Here is a 16,080-nt window from a genome sequence, read left to right as displayed (position 1 = left end):
ACATTTTCTATCCCTTATTCGCTTCGCTTGTACTTAGCAGATAAGCGTCGATGAACGGCTTGATTTTTCCGTCGAGCACGCCCGCGGTGTCAGACGTTTCAACGCCTGTGCGGAGGTCCTTCACGAGCTGGTACGGTTGCAACACGTAGCTGCGGATCTGGCTACCCCATTCGACCTTTTTCTTCTCGGCCATGCGAGCATCGCGTTTGGCTTCTTCTTCCAAGCGGTAGTGTTCTGCGACCATGGTCTTGAGCATCTTGTAGCAGGTTTCACGGTTCTGGATCTGCGAACGTTCTGTCTGGCAGCTCGCCATGATGCCTGTCGGCAAGTGGGTCATACGCACTGCGGAATCCGTCTTGTTGATGTACTGACCACCGGCACCACTACTGCGGTACGTGTCCACACGGACTTCGGACATGTCGAGATCGAATTCCACATCTTCGTGTTCAGGGTACAGATAAACGGCAGTAAAGCTCGTATGGCGGCGAGCGTTGGCATCAAACGGGCTAATGCGCACCAGGCGATGGACACCAATTTCAGAACGGAGCAAGCCGTAAGCGTTTTCGCAAGTGACTTCAATCGTTGCACTCTTGAGGCCCGCATCTTCCGCTTCCTGGAAATCCACGACCTTGAAGTCCATCTTCTCGCGTTCAAAGAAGTGCGTGTACATGCGGAAAAGCATCAATGCCCAGTCCTGGGACTCCGTACCACCTGCACCCGGATGAATAGACATAAGGCATGCACAGGCATCGTCCGGGCCGTTCAGCATTTTCTTGAATTCCATCGCTTCGACTCTAGACTTGAGGTCCGCAATGTCGGATTCGAGCGTTGCCGTGAGGTCGGCAGATTCCTCGTCCTTGCTCATTTCATAAAGCTCGGCAAGGTCATCACACGTCTGGGAAACTTCTTTCCAGGAATCAATGAGTCCCTTGAGGTTCCCAATCTTTTTCATCATTGCCTGCGCCTTTTCCTGATCGTTCCACAGGTTCGGGTCGCCGGAATCTTTTTCAAGGACGTAGAGTTCTTCGGTCTTTGCTTCTAAGTCAAAGATACCCCCAGAGTTTATCGATGCGGCTGCGCAACTCGATAAGCCCAGTGTGAGTAGTGTTGAATGCCATATCAAACCTCTAATATCAGCTAGTTAAAAAAAGAAGTGCCATCCTGAGTGCAGAACCGTAGATTCAAAATCGAAGGACCCAAAAGGATCTCTGGATTCTTCGACTTCGCTACGCTTCGCTCAGAATGACACGTACAAACAGTTCGTGCTATTACTTAGCAGCGCCGATTGCCTGAGGCGGTTCGTACTTCTTGTCGAGGTACTGGACCTTGTAAGTCTTGCCGAGGTCATCGAGGTAAGCCTTGAGCTTAGCCTGGCGTTCCTGTTCGGCCTGCACACGGAGGATGTAGTCGATCTGGTGCTTGTAGCTTTCAAACTTGCCGTCGTTCTTTTCGGTAAGCATGAAGATAGAAACGCCATCTTTTTCCGTGATAACTTCAGAAATTTCGCCAACCTTGATCTTATCGACAGCCTTGGCAAAAGCAGCGCCCTTGGACTTTGCGACAAACTTGTTCATGATACCACCAGTCTTCTTGGCTTCCTTGTCATCGCTATAGACTGCAGCGAGCTGAGCAAACGTTGCCTTCTTGGAGCGAACCTGAGCTGCAAGACCCTTCAACATGTCCTTGGCATCGCTGATTTCCTGAGCGCTCTTACCCTTGGTAGAGATAAAGATGCGAGCACCGCTAATCGTATCGTTGAGGACGACCTTGCTCTTGTTGAGCTGCCAGAAAGCTTCGAGATCCTTTTCGGTCGGAGCAGTCGGATACGGGACCTTCTTTTCGAGAATCTGTTCGCTCTTGAGCTGGTCTTCGATCTTGGACTTGAACTGAGCCATCGTCGTGTTAGACTTCTTGAGTTCCTTCTGGAAAGCTTCTTCGCTCGGGAACTGCTTCTTGAAGAGTGCGGTCAAGCTATCAACCTTACCCGCAGACACCTTGATACCCATTTTCTTAGCTTCGAGCTTGATGAGTTCCTGACCCACGAGGTTATCGACAACGGCATAGCGAAGTTGAGTCATCATTTCATCAGTCAACTTCTGGCCCGGAGCCTGCTGTTGGCCAAGCATCGTTGCAAGGCTATCAATCTTGCCTGCAGAAATACCGGTCTTTTCGACACGGATGACATCCATGCTTTTAGAATTCATCAACTGAGCAGAAGCAATACCGGCGGTAAGGAGCACGGCAGCAGCACCACGAGAAATGAGTTTAAGAGACATTATTTATCCTTTTAAAAAAAATTCAAGGGTTTTAAAAATTCAGAGGTTAATATAGAAAACTTACAACTTTCGGGCGTATCATAATTGTGATTTTACGCAAACAAAACAATGTTCTTACAAAAAATTGAACATAAGGCTCGTTTTTGCTAAATTATTGCACATGAACAAGATTAAAGTATATACGTTGCAAGGCAAGTGGACCGGGGATTTCGACTCCAACAACAAGTGGTACAAGGACGAAGCTCTCAAGCTCAAGGGCAAGGACATCGATTTGCTCGTCCTCCCCGAACTTTTCCACACTCCGTACTTCCCGTTCGAAGAAAACGCAGACTTTTTCGACTTGGCGATTGAAAAGGACCACCCGATTGTTGCCGAATGGCAGGCAATCGCAAAGGAACTGAACGCCGTTGTCGTGTTCCCATTCTTTGAAAAGCGTGCCCGTGGCATTTACCACAACTCCGCATTCGTGTTTGAACGCGACGGAAGCATCGCAGGGCTTTACCGCAAGAGCCACATCCCCGATGACCCCGCCTTCTACGAAAAGTATTACTTTATTCCGGGCGACACCGGTTTTGAACCCATCAAGACTAGCGCCGGTACGCTTGGTGTGCTCATTTGCTGGGACCAGTGGTTCCCCGAAGCCGCCCGTATCATGAGTCTCAAGGGTGCCGACGTGCTCATCTACCCGACCGCAATTGGCTGGATGGATAGCGAGCCCAAGGAAATTTACCCGCGCCAGCAAGATAGCTGGATGACGGTCATGCGCGGACACGCCATTGCAAACCGCACATTCGTGATTGCAGCAAACCGCTCAGGCGTCGAAGGTCACCTCACGTTCTGGGGCACAAGCTTTGTTGCCGCACCGGACGGATACATCTTGCAAAAGTGCGATCCTGAATTCTTGGGTGCAAGCTATGTCGAGCTCGACCTTGCCGAAACCGAAGAAAATCGCCGCTGGTGGCCGCATTTCCGCGACAGACGCGTGGACTTGTACAAAGACATCCTCAAGATTTGGGCTGATTAAACTAGACGAGAGACGAAAGAATGAGTATTGCAAAAGTACGTTATCCGGCGGAATGGGAAAAGCAGAGCGCCACGTGGCTTGCATTCCCGCACAACAAGACGAACTGGTATGGTGAACGCGGCATCAACATCCGCAAGTTCTATGTAGAACTTATCCGTAACATCACGGAATTCCAGCCGGTGAACCTGTTACTCCCAGCCAAGAACTTTTTGACCGACGAAGAAAAGGCATCTCTCGCCAATCGTCCGTTCCCGGTGAACTTCATCGTCATCAAGACGAACGACATCTGGATTCGCGACTACGGTCCGTTCTTTATGAAGAAAGGCGACAAGAAGGTCGTCTCGGAAACGCAATTTAACGCTTGGGGCGCCAAGTTCCCACCATGGGGACTCGACAACGCCATCCCGCAAAAGATTGCCGAAAAGCAAAAACTCCCGCTCAACGAAAGCGTTCCGTTCATCTTTGAAGGCGGCGCTATCGAAGTCAATGGCGACGGTCTCGGCATCACGACCGAAGATTGCCTCGTCGGTAAGAACCGCAATGACGAGAAGGATTTGAAGAAAGTCGTGAAGGCCCTCTGCAAGGCTTTCGGCCTCAAGGAATTGCTCGTACTCCCGCACGGATTGCACGGCGACCACACGGACGGCCACATCGATAACGTGGCACGCTTTGTCGAAAAAGACAGAGTCGTCATGTGCATGACGGACAACAAGCGTTCCCCCAACTACGCGATTTTAACCGAAGCCAAGCAGTTCATCGAAAGCTGGCTCAAGGAACATTACGAAACCGCCAAGGTCGATACGCTCCCGCTTCCGCCGCAGCGCGTGCTCGATGACGGACAAATTCTCCCGGCATCGTACATGAACTACATCTATGTGAATGGAGGACTCATCTTCCCGAAATACAAGTGTGCAAACGATGCGAAGGCCAAGAAGTATTTCGAGAGCGTGTACCCAGATCGCAAGGTGATTGGCATTGATTGCCGCACTGTGATTGAAGAAGGCGGCAGCCTCCACTGCATGAGCAAGCACGAAAGCGAGTAATTATTTCTTTCTCGCTTTTGCGATTGCTTCTTTTGCTAATTTATCTACAAGTTCATTCCACTTGACGCCAGTATGGGCGGCGACCTTTTCGAACTGCACTCGGTTGAGATAAGGTTTTGCAGCCGCCACATACATCTTGGCGATATTGCTCTTGGCTTGCCATTCGCCCTTAGCCCAGCGTGCAATGCCCTCGTAGTCATGGCAAATGACGCCCTTCATATCGTGCGCATCTAGCCATTTCATTGCCTGGAACGAAGCCATCACTTCCCCATCGATATTACGGCTTTCAGCATCGAATGCCGTAATTCCCGAACCGCGGGCAAGTTCCTTGTCGTCTTCGGTTACAACAAATGCCCAGCCAGCAGGGCCAAATCCCGGCGAAAAAGAACCATCGACAAATACTCGGATCCCATCGGGCGCAGGAGCCTCCATTCCGTCGAGCCAAGCCTGAGCCTCCTCGCGGGAACCGAAGGATTTGAACAAAACACCTTTAACACCGTGAGTGAGTTTAAGGCATTCATCCCACGTGGTTACGATTTTCTTTTCATTTTCGCTTTTTATGGCATAGAACTTCTGTTTAGGCATGGCGCAAATTTAATATATTTTTATTGAATTTAGAATTAGGAGACCAATTGTTTTCTTCAGAGTACTTTGCCAACGGCAAACGTTTTTTTGCTTTGCGCTTTCTTTGCAAGCCACTGCTTTATCGGTGGTTTATACGTAAAGCGGGGCAAATGAAGAAAACTAAGGCCTTTTCTTTCCCTGAATGTCTACAGAGTCAAGAAAAGGTTGTCTTCTTTATGCCAGAAGACAAGGAATTCGCGAAAATCATCCTAAGCGAGCTCCCCGAAGAAAGTCTCAAAAAAATCTTGTTTATTGCCCATGGCGATCTAGAAATTCTCTTTTCAACGACAAAGGCACAAGTTTCTTACTACACAGACGAAGGTTGCCGTTACGGAGAAACGCTGTTCGACAAGCTTGAATACCAAGTAAAAACTTACGCCCCCGTAGCCTGCGTTTACCCAGGCCCTTACAAACCGCAATTTTTATACCTCGCCCTTATTAGTGGTGCCGCTTGCAGAGTCGGCTTTGATTGCGCGAAGGAATTCCCGTTCTTAAACGTGAGTCTCCACCCGCTTAAGACGATTTCGCCAGCTCGGATGATGGCACGCTATTTTATAAAGGGTAAAAAAGGCTAGCCATGCAAAAGATGTTTTCGACAATCATCACCGAAAATGGCGGCTATGCAGACTTGCACATGCACACCAAGCTCTCCGACGGGACTCTCTCTGTCGACGAGTTGCTCATGCTCTGCAAGCGCAAGGGGCTCCGCTGCATTTCCATCACGGATCACGACAACCTCGATAGCTACAAGCTCGCCGAAGAACCGGCCAAGGAAATCGGTCTCGAAATCATCCCGGGAATCGAAATTTCTGCAGTATGGCAGGGCAAGGACATCCACATTCTAGGGTACTTCTGCGACCCAACGAACCTCGCCCTGAACATGGAACTCGAGGATTTCGCGAAGCAGCGCATCGCCCGCGTGAAGGCAATTATCAAAAAGCTGAATGCGCTCGGCATCGGCATCACATTCGAAAAAGTGCATTCTTACTGCAAGGGTAAAATCATCGGTCGCCCGCACATTGCGATGTCGCTCGTCGATGAAGAATACATCTCGAACTTCTCCGAAGCGTTCACGAAGTACCTCGGTGACGGTTGCATCGCTTTCGTCGAAAAGAAAGGCCTCAACCCGCAAGAAACCATCCGACTGATCGAAAATGCAGGCGGCATTGCAGTACTCGCCCACCCGTACAAGTCGGGCCTCAGCGACCAGTTCATCGAGAACATGGTGGAATGGGGCATCCAGGGCATGGAAGTCTACAGCCCGGCGCAAAAGGGTGCCGTTGGCCGCAAGTACAAGGAAATGGCTCAGCGCTTTGGCCTCGTAGGCACAGGCGGTTCCGACTTCCACACCGAAAACGGGACCTACCCCCCAGGTTGCATGAAAATGCCCTACACCGTTGTCCAGGCACTCCGAGAAAGGCGCGAAAAATCCCGCGCAGAATGGTTCTAATGAATCGTGGAATTTTTCTTTTAGCGTTTTTGTTCACGCTTGTTTCAAGCGTTTATGCCGATGTAATCCATGCAAAGCCGAGCAAGCTCCCGGCTCCGCAAGACTCCGTTTTTGAAACAGTAAACGGTCCGGACCCCGCCCCACGAGAAACCGACGCTGGCCGTTGGGTCATTCCGCTCCGCGAAGTCATGCAACGCACGTATGACCTTTCTGGACAAAAATCCGAATGGGTGCTCGGCACGTCCATCCTTGGCAGTCCGGAACTCCCCGCCAGGTCTCTTGGCATCGGGAGTCTCAGCAAGCGCTACCCGAGCAAGCTCGCAGGTATTTACACCACGCGTTTAAGTTACGATGGTTCAACGCTTGCGCTCAATGGCGAAAACGGAATTCTCTTTGAAGAACGACACGGCATCCCGGTCGACACTCCGATTACAGACGTGAACTGGGAACGCGGAGCCTTTGAAGGCAACGCTTTGCGACTTGAATTCCGCCGTCTCATCACGGACTCGGTGACGCTCGATCTCGGTGTAGCGAGCCATTCCGACATGCTTTCGAAGCCGTACGAATACCAACCGGTAACGCATTCACCGTTCTTTGCACTTGGCCGCGACTCCACGCAAATCCCGTTTGGCGGTCGAAACATCGCCATGAACAGCATCCACCTCCAGCCGATAGTCACCTGGCGTTTTGGATACGGCAAGGCGTTCGTCAAGATAAACTATTTAAGTCTCGACAATGCGGATAACTCGACGCACAAAGTCCTGCTCGATACACTCGACCCGACGGTTCGCAATTTCCAGACTGACCCCTACCGAATCATTATCGAATCGCGTACATACGGCGGTGGCGTTGAATTTTACCCCGTCAAGGATTTGACGCTTGGTACAGAGATCCATTACGGCAATCACGAAATGGATTTGCGCAAGCTCCCAAAAATTCCGAATAAATATGACACGACCTATAGCGAATACGGAACACGAACTATCAACATCAGCTATTATGACACAAGCAAAGTCCGCAACTACGAAACAATTCTTGGGAATTTTGACATTCGCTATAACATGTTCCTGAACCCCAGACTGCACTTCGAATACGAATTTTTAAACACCGAAGAGACTGGCCACGACAAAATCAAGCACTCGTATTATCAGGACCGCGAAATCGGCTACGCCGAAATCTCCGACACACTATTCGGGAAAGCCCTGTTCCGCGTGCAGGCGGGCATGCAGCGCAATAGCTCGCTCCTCGACACCGTGGAATTTGCCCCCGCATTTTCCATCGACGGAACTTACCTGCTCCCCCACAACTTGATGGCTAGCGCCTCTTACCGTCACGACAACAAGTTCCCAGACGTCACCCAGCTCAAGCTAATTGAAACAGGGCGAGTCTCCTTCCCTAACGAAAATCTAAAATACGAAGTTCGCGACCGCGCGACAGCCAACATCGTATGGCAAAAGCGAGATGTCTTTTATGGTCTCGGGCTGCGTTACGAACACGCCAACAACTTGATTAAACCGCACTGGGCCATTGCAGGAAGAATCGATACAACGAGTTCATACGACGATATTAACGACGTGACAATAACCGAAGTTACAGATTCCGTGAAATCGGCCTTCCGTTATGAAAATCTCGATCACGCCCATACGCTCGACTGGCTCATGCAAATCGGATTCCGTCTTGGAAACTGGAAGTTCTACTTCGAACGAGGCGAAAAGATTACTCGCACCAAGCTCATCGATACACCTTCGCTTTACTACAAGGGTAGCATCCATTGGCAAAACCGCTTTGTCAAAGACAGGCTCGGCGTAAGCGTCCGCGTAGATTTCCAGTGGTTTAACAACCGCTACGACTGCACCATCAATGAAAAAGGCGAGCCGGAGCTCGTCTCTCTCAAGAAATACCTAGCGATGGATTTCGAAGCGCGTATGCAGATTCTCACCTTTGAGCTCTACAACCGCATCGAGAACTTCAACCACAGCATTTACGCGCCTGAATCCGGCTATACGCCCGAAGGCCTCCGTTTCGCATACGGCATCGTCTGGACATTCGGAAATTAAACGCTCTGAATCCCGAGCAGAACCAAGTAAGCGATATAAAGGCTCAAGAAAAAGGCACCGCCGATTCGTCCAAAGCCACTCACGCGCTTGCCATTCTTCTTCTTGAACGGAATACAGATAAAGAAAAGCAAAAGCGTCAATACCGAAACAATCGGCAAATCACGGCTCAGGACTTCAGCATCCATCGCCTTGATTGGAGTGATGACAGCGGCAATACCCACCACGACAAGCGTGTTAAAAATATTGGAACCGATAACGTTTCCGACAGCCAAGTCATTCTCGCCACGGCGAGCCGCCGCAATCGAACTTGCGAGTTCCGGGAGCGAAGTCCCCACGGCAACAATTGTAAGCCCTATCAGCAAGTCGCTCACGCCAAGAGCCTGCGCCATGTAAACAGCGCCCCACACAAGCATTCGCGAACTTGCAATCAAGAGAGCAAGCCCAACAAGTAGCCATGCAAAAGCCTTGACAATCGAAACTTTTTCGGCAGGTTCAGATTCGGTTGCTTCATTTTTTCGCTTGCGCTTATCGCGCAATTCCATCGAAATATTAAACACCGTAATTGCAACAAAGGCAAGCAACAGAACCACGCCATCAAAAAGCGAAACATTCCCGTCCTTCACCAAGACAACAGTCAGTACCGTTGTCGCAATGAGAATCGGGATATCCCGTTTTACAGCCTGTTTTTTGACTATAACCGGAGCAATCAACGCCGTTGTGCCAAGGATTAGCGCAATATTTGCAATATTTGAACCATATGCATTACCCAAAGCAAGCTGGGGCGTACCGTTCAACGCAGACAAGACGGAGACAACCATCTCCGGCGCAGAAGTTCCAAAACCAACGACCAGCATTCCAATAAGGAATGTGCTCATACCAAAAAACTGGGCCACGCCAACGGCCCCATCCACAAACCGGTCTGCGCTCCAGACCAGTAGAACAAGGCCAACGACAATGGCCACAATTGCAAGAATCATGTTAAACTAGAATGCGTAGAAGGTTGCACCAACAGTGACTGACTTAGAAGATAGATTATTAATCGGCCAAGCATTGTAATCATCATACTGGTTGCTGATACCCCAAGTGAAACGGGCGTCAAAACCAAGGTAACGATTCGCACGGATACCAAAGCCAAAGACTATCGACCAGTCGATTCCCGAACGGTAGTCGTTATCCATCATATCTTCCTTGATGCTTACAGACTTTTCGGGAGAAGACGAATTGTACGATTTCAGTCTAAAAATATCCGAAGTCGCAAAAGACGGCTGCACACCGACATCAAAGTAAAGGTTCGATCTTGCGCTCTTCAACGAAAGGAGAAGCGGAACAGAAATGCGGTACTGGCTAAACGACACGCGGTATTCGCCAAAGGTTTCTTTGTATGTATCGTTATAGCTATTGCTTACCTTGTCGTGTTCAAACAACACGCCAGTCTTAAGCGCCATGTTGTATTCGTCCAACGGGAAAATGGCAAAAGCACCAACGCTCCAGGTCAAGCCGGAATAGCGGTCGTATTCATAGCGGCCATTATCGCCCGAAAGGAATTCATTACCGATAAAGCCCTGGATACCGAACGTAAACTTAAGCGGGATAAGTCCACGCAACTGGTCCATGTCGATCGTATCGGCAGTAGAAACTTGAGAAACGTAAATCGTCTTGACATTTCCACTACTATTTTCGATTTCAGCAGGAGAATAAACAGGACGATAGACAAACTTTCTGGTAGTCTGTTTCTGGACAGGCCTTGCCGCATCTTCACCGCGAACGGCGGCAGGTTCAGCAAAGAGATTTTCAGGAGCAAGTTCTTGTTCGACTGCGGTAAACTTGTCTTCAGCCGGAGCAGCTTGTTCAGCAACAGGAGCCACCTGGGCTGGAGCCTCTTCTGCAACCGGAGCCGGAGCTACGGGAGCCGCTTCAACAGGTGCCGCCTCCTGAGCCATCACGGCAGAAACGGCAAGAGCCGTCAAAATTCCAGTACATTTCAGATTCATAATAATCCTCCAATGTTAATCATGTAATATTATAGTATTTTTGTATTCGAAAAACCAATATAAAATACAAGCTCCCCGTTCATAAAATACTAGATTAAGCTATATGAAAACAAATATAGTTACCACAGCTTCGGGCAAGGCCAATGCTTACGCCCTATTTTACGTCAAAAAATCGATCCAGTTTTCCAACGTGCTCTCGGAAGAAGCCGAAAAGCAAGTTGAATCCGTATTGAACGGCATGGAAGACGGTCCGTTCGAAGACCTTGAATTTTTGGAAATCGATAACCAGCCGACCATTTTTGTGAATGCAGCCAAAGAACGCGGTCTTTCGTCGCTCGACCACCTGCGCATGGCCGCATTCCGCCTCGCCAAGAAGGCTAGCAAGCGCCAGGTTCCGGTCGTATCCATCATGCTTGCAGACGCCGCACCGGAACAGTTCAAGAGCATTTTGCACGGGCTTCACTACGCCGACTACAAGTTCGATGCCTACAAGAGCAAGCAGAAAGACGCCTTCCAGGTCACGTTCGAACTCGTTGCAGGCGAACACGCCGCAGAATTCAAGAAGATTGCAGACGTTGTCGCCATTGAAAACAAGGCAATAGTCCTTGCCAAGAACTTGATTAATACAAGCTCCAGCGACCTCACGCCTGCTGAATTTGTCGAAAATGCAAACACCATTGCAAAGTACACTCCGGGTCTTTCGATTAAGGTGCGCAACATGAAGCAGCTCGAAAAGGAAGGCTTCATGGGACATGTGACTGTCGGCAAGGGCAGCTCGCACGAACCGTTCATGATCACGCTTAGCTACGATGGAAGCAAGAGCTCCAAGAAAGCAGCGAAAAATGCGCGCACTTCCGCCGACCACTTGGTATTTGTCGGTAAGGGCCTCACGTTTGATACGGGTGGTCTCTGCCTCAAGCCGCCTAAATCCATGCCCGAGATGATTAGCGATATGAGCGGTGCTGCAACAGTACTTGCCGCCATCCAGGCCATCGCCACGCTCGAGCTTCCGATTAAGGTGAGCGCCGTCTGCTGCCTCGCCGAAAATGCCATCGGCAACAAGTCTGTATTGCCGGGCGATATCTTTACCGCCAAGAACGGAAAGACGGTCATGGTCGATAACACCGATGCCGAAGGCCGCTTGGTGCTTTCGGACGGCCTTGCAGAAGCAGGCCTCATCGGAGCAACGCACATTGTCGACCTCGCGACGCTCACGGGAGCCATGGTTCGCGCTCTCGGTTACGCTGTTGCCGGGTTCTTCAGCAATGACGATGACCTCGCCTTGAAGGTCATCAACTGCGGTGAAGCATGCTGCGAAAAGTTCTGGAGCATGCCGCTCGAAGAAGAATACGCCGACGCTTTGAAGGATCATTTTGCAGACCTCAAGAACACAGGCAGCGACGCTGGTGCCATTGCCGCCGCTCTCTTCTTGCAGGAATTTGTCCCTGAAAACACGGCCTGGACGCACTGGGATATCGCAGGTACGGCATTTGTAAGCAAGTCCTGGAAATACACCGATTTCGGTGCCACCGGATTCGGCGTGCAAACGCTCATTGAACTTGCAAGACGCATGTCCGGCGTAGTTTGCGAAGATGCAGCAAACAAAGATACAGATGGCGAATATGTCGCTGTAGAAGCATAAGCGGATTTTAAATAATTTGCTTATCAAATCCTCAAAGTGAGTATTAAAAAACCTTCAGATTTCTGAAGGTTTTTCTATCTTTTAGATGTATGAAAAACGTTGATACTATTGCCGTTTTGGACTTTGGTGGGCAGTATGCTCACTTGATTGCCAACCGTGTACGCCGTCTTGGCGTGTTTACCGAAATCCACTCCCCCGCCGCCCCGGTTTCTGAACTCGAAGGCGTGAAGGGCATCATTTACAGTGGCGGTCCGTCTAGCGTTTATGCGGCTGACGCTCCGGAATACAATCCTGAAATTTTGAACCTCCCGGTGCCGAAGCTCGGCATCTGCTACGGTCACCAGCTCATCGCCCAGCAGTTGGGCGGTCACGTTGAACCGGGCAAGGTCAAGGAATACGGCATTGCAGACCTCATCGTCGGCGACGAAAAGTGCCCGCTTTTGAAGGGGCTCCCGAAGGCATCCCCAATGTGGATGAGCCATGGCGACCAGGTGACGAAGCTCCCCGAAGGCTACAAGATCGTGGCCAGCACCAAGGACTGCGAAATTGCCGCCGTCGCATTCGATAGCGACAAGCCCGAACGCCAGATTTTCGGCATCCAGTTCCACCCCGAAGTCACGCACAGCAAGTTCGGCATGAAGTTGCTCGAAAACTTCGTCGACTTTACGGGTGCCAAGAAGACTTGGAACATGAAGAGCTATCTGCCGCTCATTACGCAGCGCATCAAGGACCAGGTCAAGGACCGCAAGGTGTTCTTGCTCGTGTCTGGCGGTGTGGACTCCACCGTGGCATTCGTGCTCTTGAACCGCGTGCTCGGACCAGAAAAGGTTCTCGGCTTGCATGTGGATAACGGCATGATGCGCCTCGGCGAATCCCAGAAGATTATGGACTTCCTCACGAAGGAAGGAATGAACAACCTCAAGATCCGCGACGCTAGCGAACACTTCCTTGCAAAGCTCAAGGGCGTAACCGCTCCCGAAACCAAGCGCGGCATCATCGGTAAGGAATTCTTGACGGTGAAGGACGAGGAAATGGCAAAGCTCAACCTCGATCCGAACGAATGGATGATGGCTCAGGGTACCATCTACCCCGACACCATTGAAAGCGGCGGCACCAAGAACGCCGACAAGATCAAGACGCACCACAACCGCGTGCAAGAAGTTTTGGACCTCATGGAAAAGGGTCTCGTCTTGGAACCGCTCGCCGACTTGTACAAGGACGAAGTCCGCGCACTCGGCGAAGAACTCGGCATTCCGCACAACCTCGTGTGGCGTCACCCGTTCCCGGGTCCGGGCCTCGGCGTTCGCCTACTCTGCAGCGAAGGCAAGCTCACAAGCGACATGGTAAAGTTCGAAGACGTGAAGGACACCGCAGGTCAGTCCCTCGCCGATTACCTCAAGGCAAACAACATTGCAGGCCGCATGCTCCCGATTAAGAGCGTTGGCGTCCAGGGTGACGGCCGTACTTACGCACAGCCGTTCCTCATCACGACTCCGGGCTTAAGCTGGAAGGAATGCGAAAAGTTCTCTACCGAACTTGCCAACCGCTTCAAGGCCATCAACCGCGTGATTTACCAGATTGGTAGCGTCACTGATGAAGATCCGAAACTTGTCGAACAGTACGCCACCCGCGAAAACTTCGATACGCTCCGCAAGTTCGACAACATCTGCACCGAATTCCTGCAGGCCAACGACTTGTACGAAAAGATTTGGCAGATGCCGGTTGTGCTCGTTCCGCTCCGCACGGCTAACAAGCCTTGCATCGTGATGCGCCCGGTGAACTCCACCGAAGCCATGACGGCAAACTTCGCTGAAATCGACCAGGGAATGCTCGCAGGTCTCTGGCGCAAGTTCGAAGCCGAAGGTGCCGGCAGCCTGTGGTACGACGTGACGCACAAGCCGCCCGGAACCATTGAGTGGGAGTAGCGCGGAGCCGAGTGTCGCAAAAATGAGCTTGCTCATTTTTATGACCGAGGCGAACAAGCAGACGCTGAAGCCGTAGGCGTAAGCGTCAGTAAGGCGAGAGTCGCGACAAATTTTAAATCCGAATGAGACAAACTCATTCGGATTTTTCAATTTAAAACAAATTTCATCTACGAGAACTTGATTCTCGGATCGACAAGCGTATAAAGTATATCGCTAAAGAGACGGCCCACCATCGCCATAAGGCTACTGAGGAAGATAATCCCCATCACCACGTTGTAATCGCGGTTGACCATCGAATTGTAATACAAGAGACCCATACCATCGATATCGAAAACCTTTTCGATAAGGAGCGCGCCCGCAAACATGAGCGTGCAAATTTCAGAAAGGCGGGTCGCAATCGGGATAAGCGCATTGCGGAGAGCATGGCGCACAAGAGCCTGTTTGAAGCTCAAGCCCTTAGCTAAAGCCGTTCGCATATAATCGCGACCCAGTTCCTCAAGTGCAGAATTCTTCATGAGGAACGTGAGGAACGCAAATTCGCTAATCATGTAACAGAAAATCGGGAGCGCCAAATGTTGCGCCAAATCAAACACTTTCCCGAAGAACGTGAAATCCTCAAAGTCATCGCTTGTAAGCCCACCTAGCGGGAAAATGTCCAAGTACGAACCACCCGCCAAAAAGATGATGAGCAAAATGCCAAGCGCATAACCCGGCATCACGTAACCCGAGAAAATAAGACCGCTCGTAAAAGAATCAAGCTTGCTTCCGTGATGCACCGCCTTCCAGAGCCCAAGCGGAATGCAGATAAGATAACTCAAGAAGAACGACGTCACACCAAAGAACAATGAAATCGGGAAACGGCTTACAATCACGTCCCAGACCGGGAGCCCGTACGTGTAACTTTCCCCAAGATTCAAATGCAATACGTTCCAAAGCCACGTAAGGTAACGTTTCCACGCGGGCTGGTCAAAGCCAAAGTACGCCTGGATTTGCGCAATTTGGTCCGGCGAGAGCGCCTTGGAAGCATCTACGCCACCCTTCATCGAAGCCGCCTGCTGCGCACGAGAAATCAGCTCTTCCACAGGGCCACCCGGCAAGAGCTGAATCAAGATAAAGCACACCAACGAAATCCCGATTAATGTCGGGATCATTAGCAACAAACGACGAAGGATGTACGAACGCATTTATCTCATTTTTCCAGAACGCAAGACGTCCATCATGTTGAACGGCTTTGCAGTACCGGCGGCAATCTGGTCAGCGAGGAAGTTCACGGCATCAACTGTGCCTTCGGCGTAAATCTTGCGGCCGCAAACATTGTGCTGGAATTCAAAGTGAACCGTACCGTCAGCGCTATCGAGGCTGTAGGTGTGGAAAGCGTGACCACCGAGGTATTCTTCGGGCACATGCATGCGTTCCATCTGTTCCTTTTCGTTACGAACCTTTTCGATATCGTCCGGTGTGTAGTCAAAGCCCATCTTCTGGAAGGTGCCCACGACAGCACGAGCCGTACCGCTTGTATCAGCCTTGGTCTTCTGGTGGCTTTCGACAACGGAGAGCTTGTAGCCTTCGAATGCCGTCGGGAATTCGTTAGCCAAAAATTCAATCATGGTCTGGAAAGCGACAATCTGCTTTGCCATGTTCGGAGCGATGACGCTCGGATGGTTGGCTTCGGCAACGAGCTTTGTGAGAGCTTCGCGGTCGCCACCGGTCGTGCCCATCACGAACGGGATCTTGTGCTTCACGTAGAAAGCGGCGTTGTCGTTCACTGCCGTCGGATGCGTGTAGTCAATGCAAATCATGTTCGGATACTTGGCTAGCACTTCGCCAATGCGGGCTTCGCGGTTGGATGGCTTCAAGAGCTGAATCGTCTTGCCTGCAACTTCGGCTTCGTTTTCGACAATAATTTCACCCGTCAAAGAATACGGGACAAGTTCCAAACCGCGAGCAACACAAGTTTCGGCCACGATGCGGCCCATGTTACCCGGAATACCATTAACCATCACTTGAACGGACATAAAATCTCCTATTGTTTTTCCGTTTGACAAGAT

Annotated in this window: 14 protein-coding genes; 7 read left to right on the top strand and 7 right to left on the bottom strand. The window is 50.7% G+C overall.

Annotated features, from left to right (window positions below; translation table 11 throughout):
* Positions 1 to 7 precede the first annotated feature (7 nt).
* Together prfB and B7982_RS01120 are read right to left on the bottom strand one after the other, a co-directional pair.
* Positions 8 to 1,118, bottom strand: a protein-coding gene (gene prfB, locus B7982_RS01125) for a peptide chain release factor 2 (protein WP_103143256.1) whose coding sequence is annotated in 2 segments (ribosomal slippage) — positions 8 to 1,045 and positions 1,047 to 1,118 — 1,110 coding nt in all. Because the reading frame shifts where the segments join, the coding sequence is not laid out codon by codon here.
* A gap of 150 nt (positions 1,119 to 1,268) precedes the next feature.
* Entirely contained in the window at positions 1,269 to 2,276 is a 1,008-nt protein-coding gene (locus B7982_RS01120; RefSeq protein WP_088659191.1) for a peptidylprolyl isomerase, read from the bottom strand.
* Positions 2,277 to 2,436: 160 nt separating this feature from the next.
* Here B7982_RS01120 and B7982_RS01115 point away from each other — a divergent pair, with 160 nt between their 5' ends.
* Together B7982_RS01115 and B7982_RS01110 are read left to right on the top strand one after the other, a co-directional pair.
* On the top strand, positions 2,437 to 3,300 hold the full coding sequence (locus B7982_RS01115) for a carbon-nitrogen hydrolase (protein WP_088659190.1): 864 nt from the start codon (positions 2,437 to 2,439) through the stop codon (positions 3,298 to 3,300).
* A 20-nt stretch (positions 3,301 to 3,320) separates the two neighbouring features.
* Complete coding sequence (locus B7982_RS01110) at positions 3,321 to 4,343, top strand: agmatine/peptidylarginine deiminase (RefSeq protein WP_088659189.1); 1,023 nt, start codon at positions 3,321 to 3,323, stop codon at positions 4,341 to 4,343.
* Here B7982_RS01110 and B7982_RS01105 read toward each other — a convergent pair whose 3' ends face one another.
* Positions 4,344 to 4,928, bottom strand: a complete 585-nt coding sequence (locus tag B7982_RS01105) for a viroplasmin family protein (protein ID WP_088659188.1) — start codon at positions 4,926 to 4,928, stop codon at positions 4,344 to 4,346.
* A gap of 149 nt (positions 4,929 to 5,077) precedes the next feature.
* Between B7982_RS01105 and B7982_RS01100 the strand changes: the two genes are divergently transcribed.
* Genes B7982_RS01100 through B7982_RS01090 form a run of 3 tightly spaced genes read left to right on the top strand, consistent with a single transcriptional unit; the run spans position 5,078 to position 8,474 of the window.
* Positions 5,078 to 5,542 carry a hypothetical protein gene (locus tag B7982_RS01100; protein ID WP_233138305.1) on the top strand — a complete coding sequence of 155 codons (465 nt, stop codon included), beginning with the start codon at positions 5,078 to 5,080 and terminating at the stop codon, positions 5,540 to 5,542.
* A gap of 2 nt (positions 5,543 to 5,544) precedes the next feature.
* A complete protein-coding gene (locus B7982_RS01095; RefSeq protein WP_088629647.1) occupies positions 5,545 to 6,417 on the top strand; it encodes a PHP domain-containing protein in 873 nt (290 codons plus the stop codon).
* A complete protein-coding gene (locus B7982_RS01090; RefSeq protein WP_233138304.1) occupies positions 6,417 to 8,474 on the top strand; it encodes a hypothetical protein in 2,058 nt (685 codons plus the stop codon). The genes B7982_RS01095 and B7982_RS01090 overlap by 1 nt, the downstream gene beginning before the upstream one ends.
* Here B7982_RS01090 and B7982_RS01085 read toward each other — a convergent pair.
* Both B7982_RS01085 and B7982_RS01080 read right to left on the bottom strand, forming a co-directional pair.
* Positions 8,471 to 9,451, bottom strand: a complete 981-nt coding sequence (locus B7982_RS01085) for a calcium/sodium antiporter (protein ID WP_088659186.1) — start codon at positions 9,449 to 9,451, stop codon at positions 8,471 to 8,473. The genes B7982_RS01090 and B7982_RS01085 overlap by 4 nt on opposite strands.
* A 6-nt stretch (positions 9,452 to 9,457) precedes the next feature.
* The gene (locus B7982_RS01080; RefSeq protein ID WP_088659185.1) at positions 9,458 to 10,465 is read right to left on the bottom strand and encodes a porin family protein; all 1,008 of its coding nucleotides are present in this window, start codon (positions 10,463 to 10,465) and stop codon (positions 9,458 to 9,460) included.
* Positions 10,466 to 10,568: 103 nt separating this feature from the next.
* On the opposite strand from B7982_RS01080, the gene B7982_RS01075 reads away from it, so the two are divergent.
* Positions 10,569 to 12,107 carry a M17 family metallopeptidase gene (locus tag B7982_RS01075; protein WP_088659184.1) on the top strand — a complete coding sequence of 513 codons (1,539 nt, stop codon included), beginning with the start codon at positions 10,569 to 10,571 and terminating at the stop codon, positions 12,105 to 12,107.
* Between the two features lie 89 nt (positions 12,108 to 12,196).
* On the top strand, positions 12,197 to 14,032 hold the full coding sequence (guaA, locus tag B7982_RS01070) for a glutamine-hydrolyzing GMP synthase (protein ID WP_088659183.1): 1,836 nt from the start codon (positions 12,197 to 12,199) through the stop codon (positions 14,030 to 14,032).
* Positions 14,033 to 14,199: 167 nt separating this feature from the next.
* On the opposite strand, the gene B7982_RS01065 is transcribed toward guaA, so the two are convergent.
* The gene (locus tag B7982_RS01065) at positions 14,200 to 15,216 is read right to left on the bottom strand and encodes an ABC transporter permease subunit (RefSeq protein WP_014545089.1); all 1,017 of its coding nucleotides are present in this window, start codon (positions 15,214 to 15,216) and stop codon (positions 14,200 to 14,202) included.
* Positions 15,217 to 16,047 carry a dihydrodipicolinate reductase gene (gene dapB / locus B7982_RS01060; protein WP_088659182.1) on the bottom strand — a complete coding sequence of 277 codons (831 nt, stop codon included), beginning with the start codon at positions 16,045 to 16,047 and terminating at the stop codon, positions 15,217 to 15,219. It abuts the gene before it with no gap.
* Positions 16,048 to 16,080: the final 33 nt, after the last annotated feature.

This window comes from Fibrobacter sp. UWB2 (genome assembly GCF_002210425.1).
GTDB lineage: Bacteria > Fibrobacterota > Fibrobacteria > Fibrobacterales > Fibrobacteraceae > Fibrobacter > Fibrobacter elongatus.
This window is presented reverse-complemented; position numbering and strand designations above follow the sequence as displayed.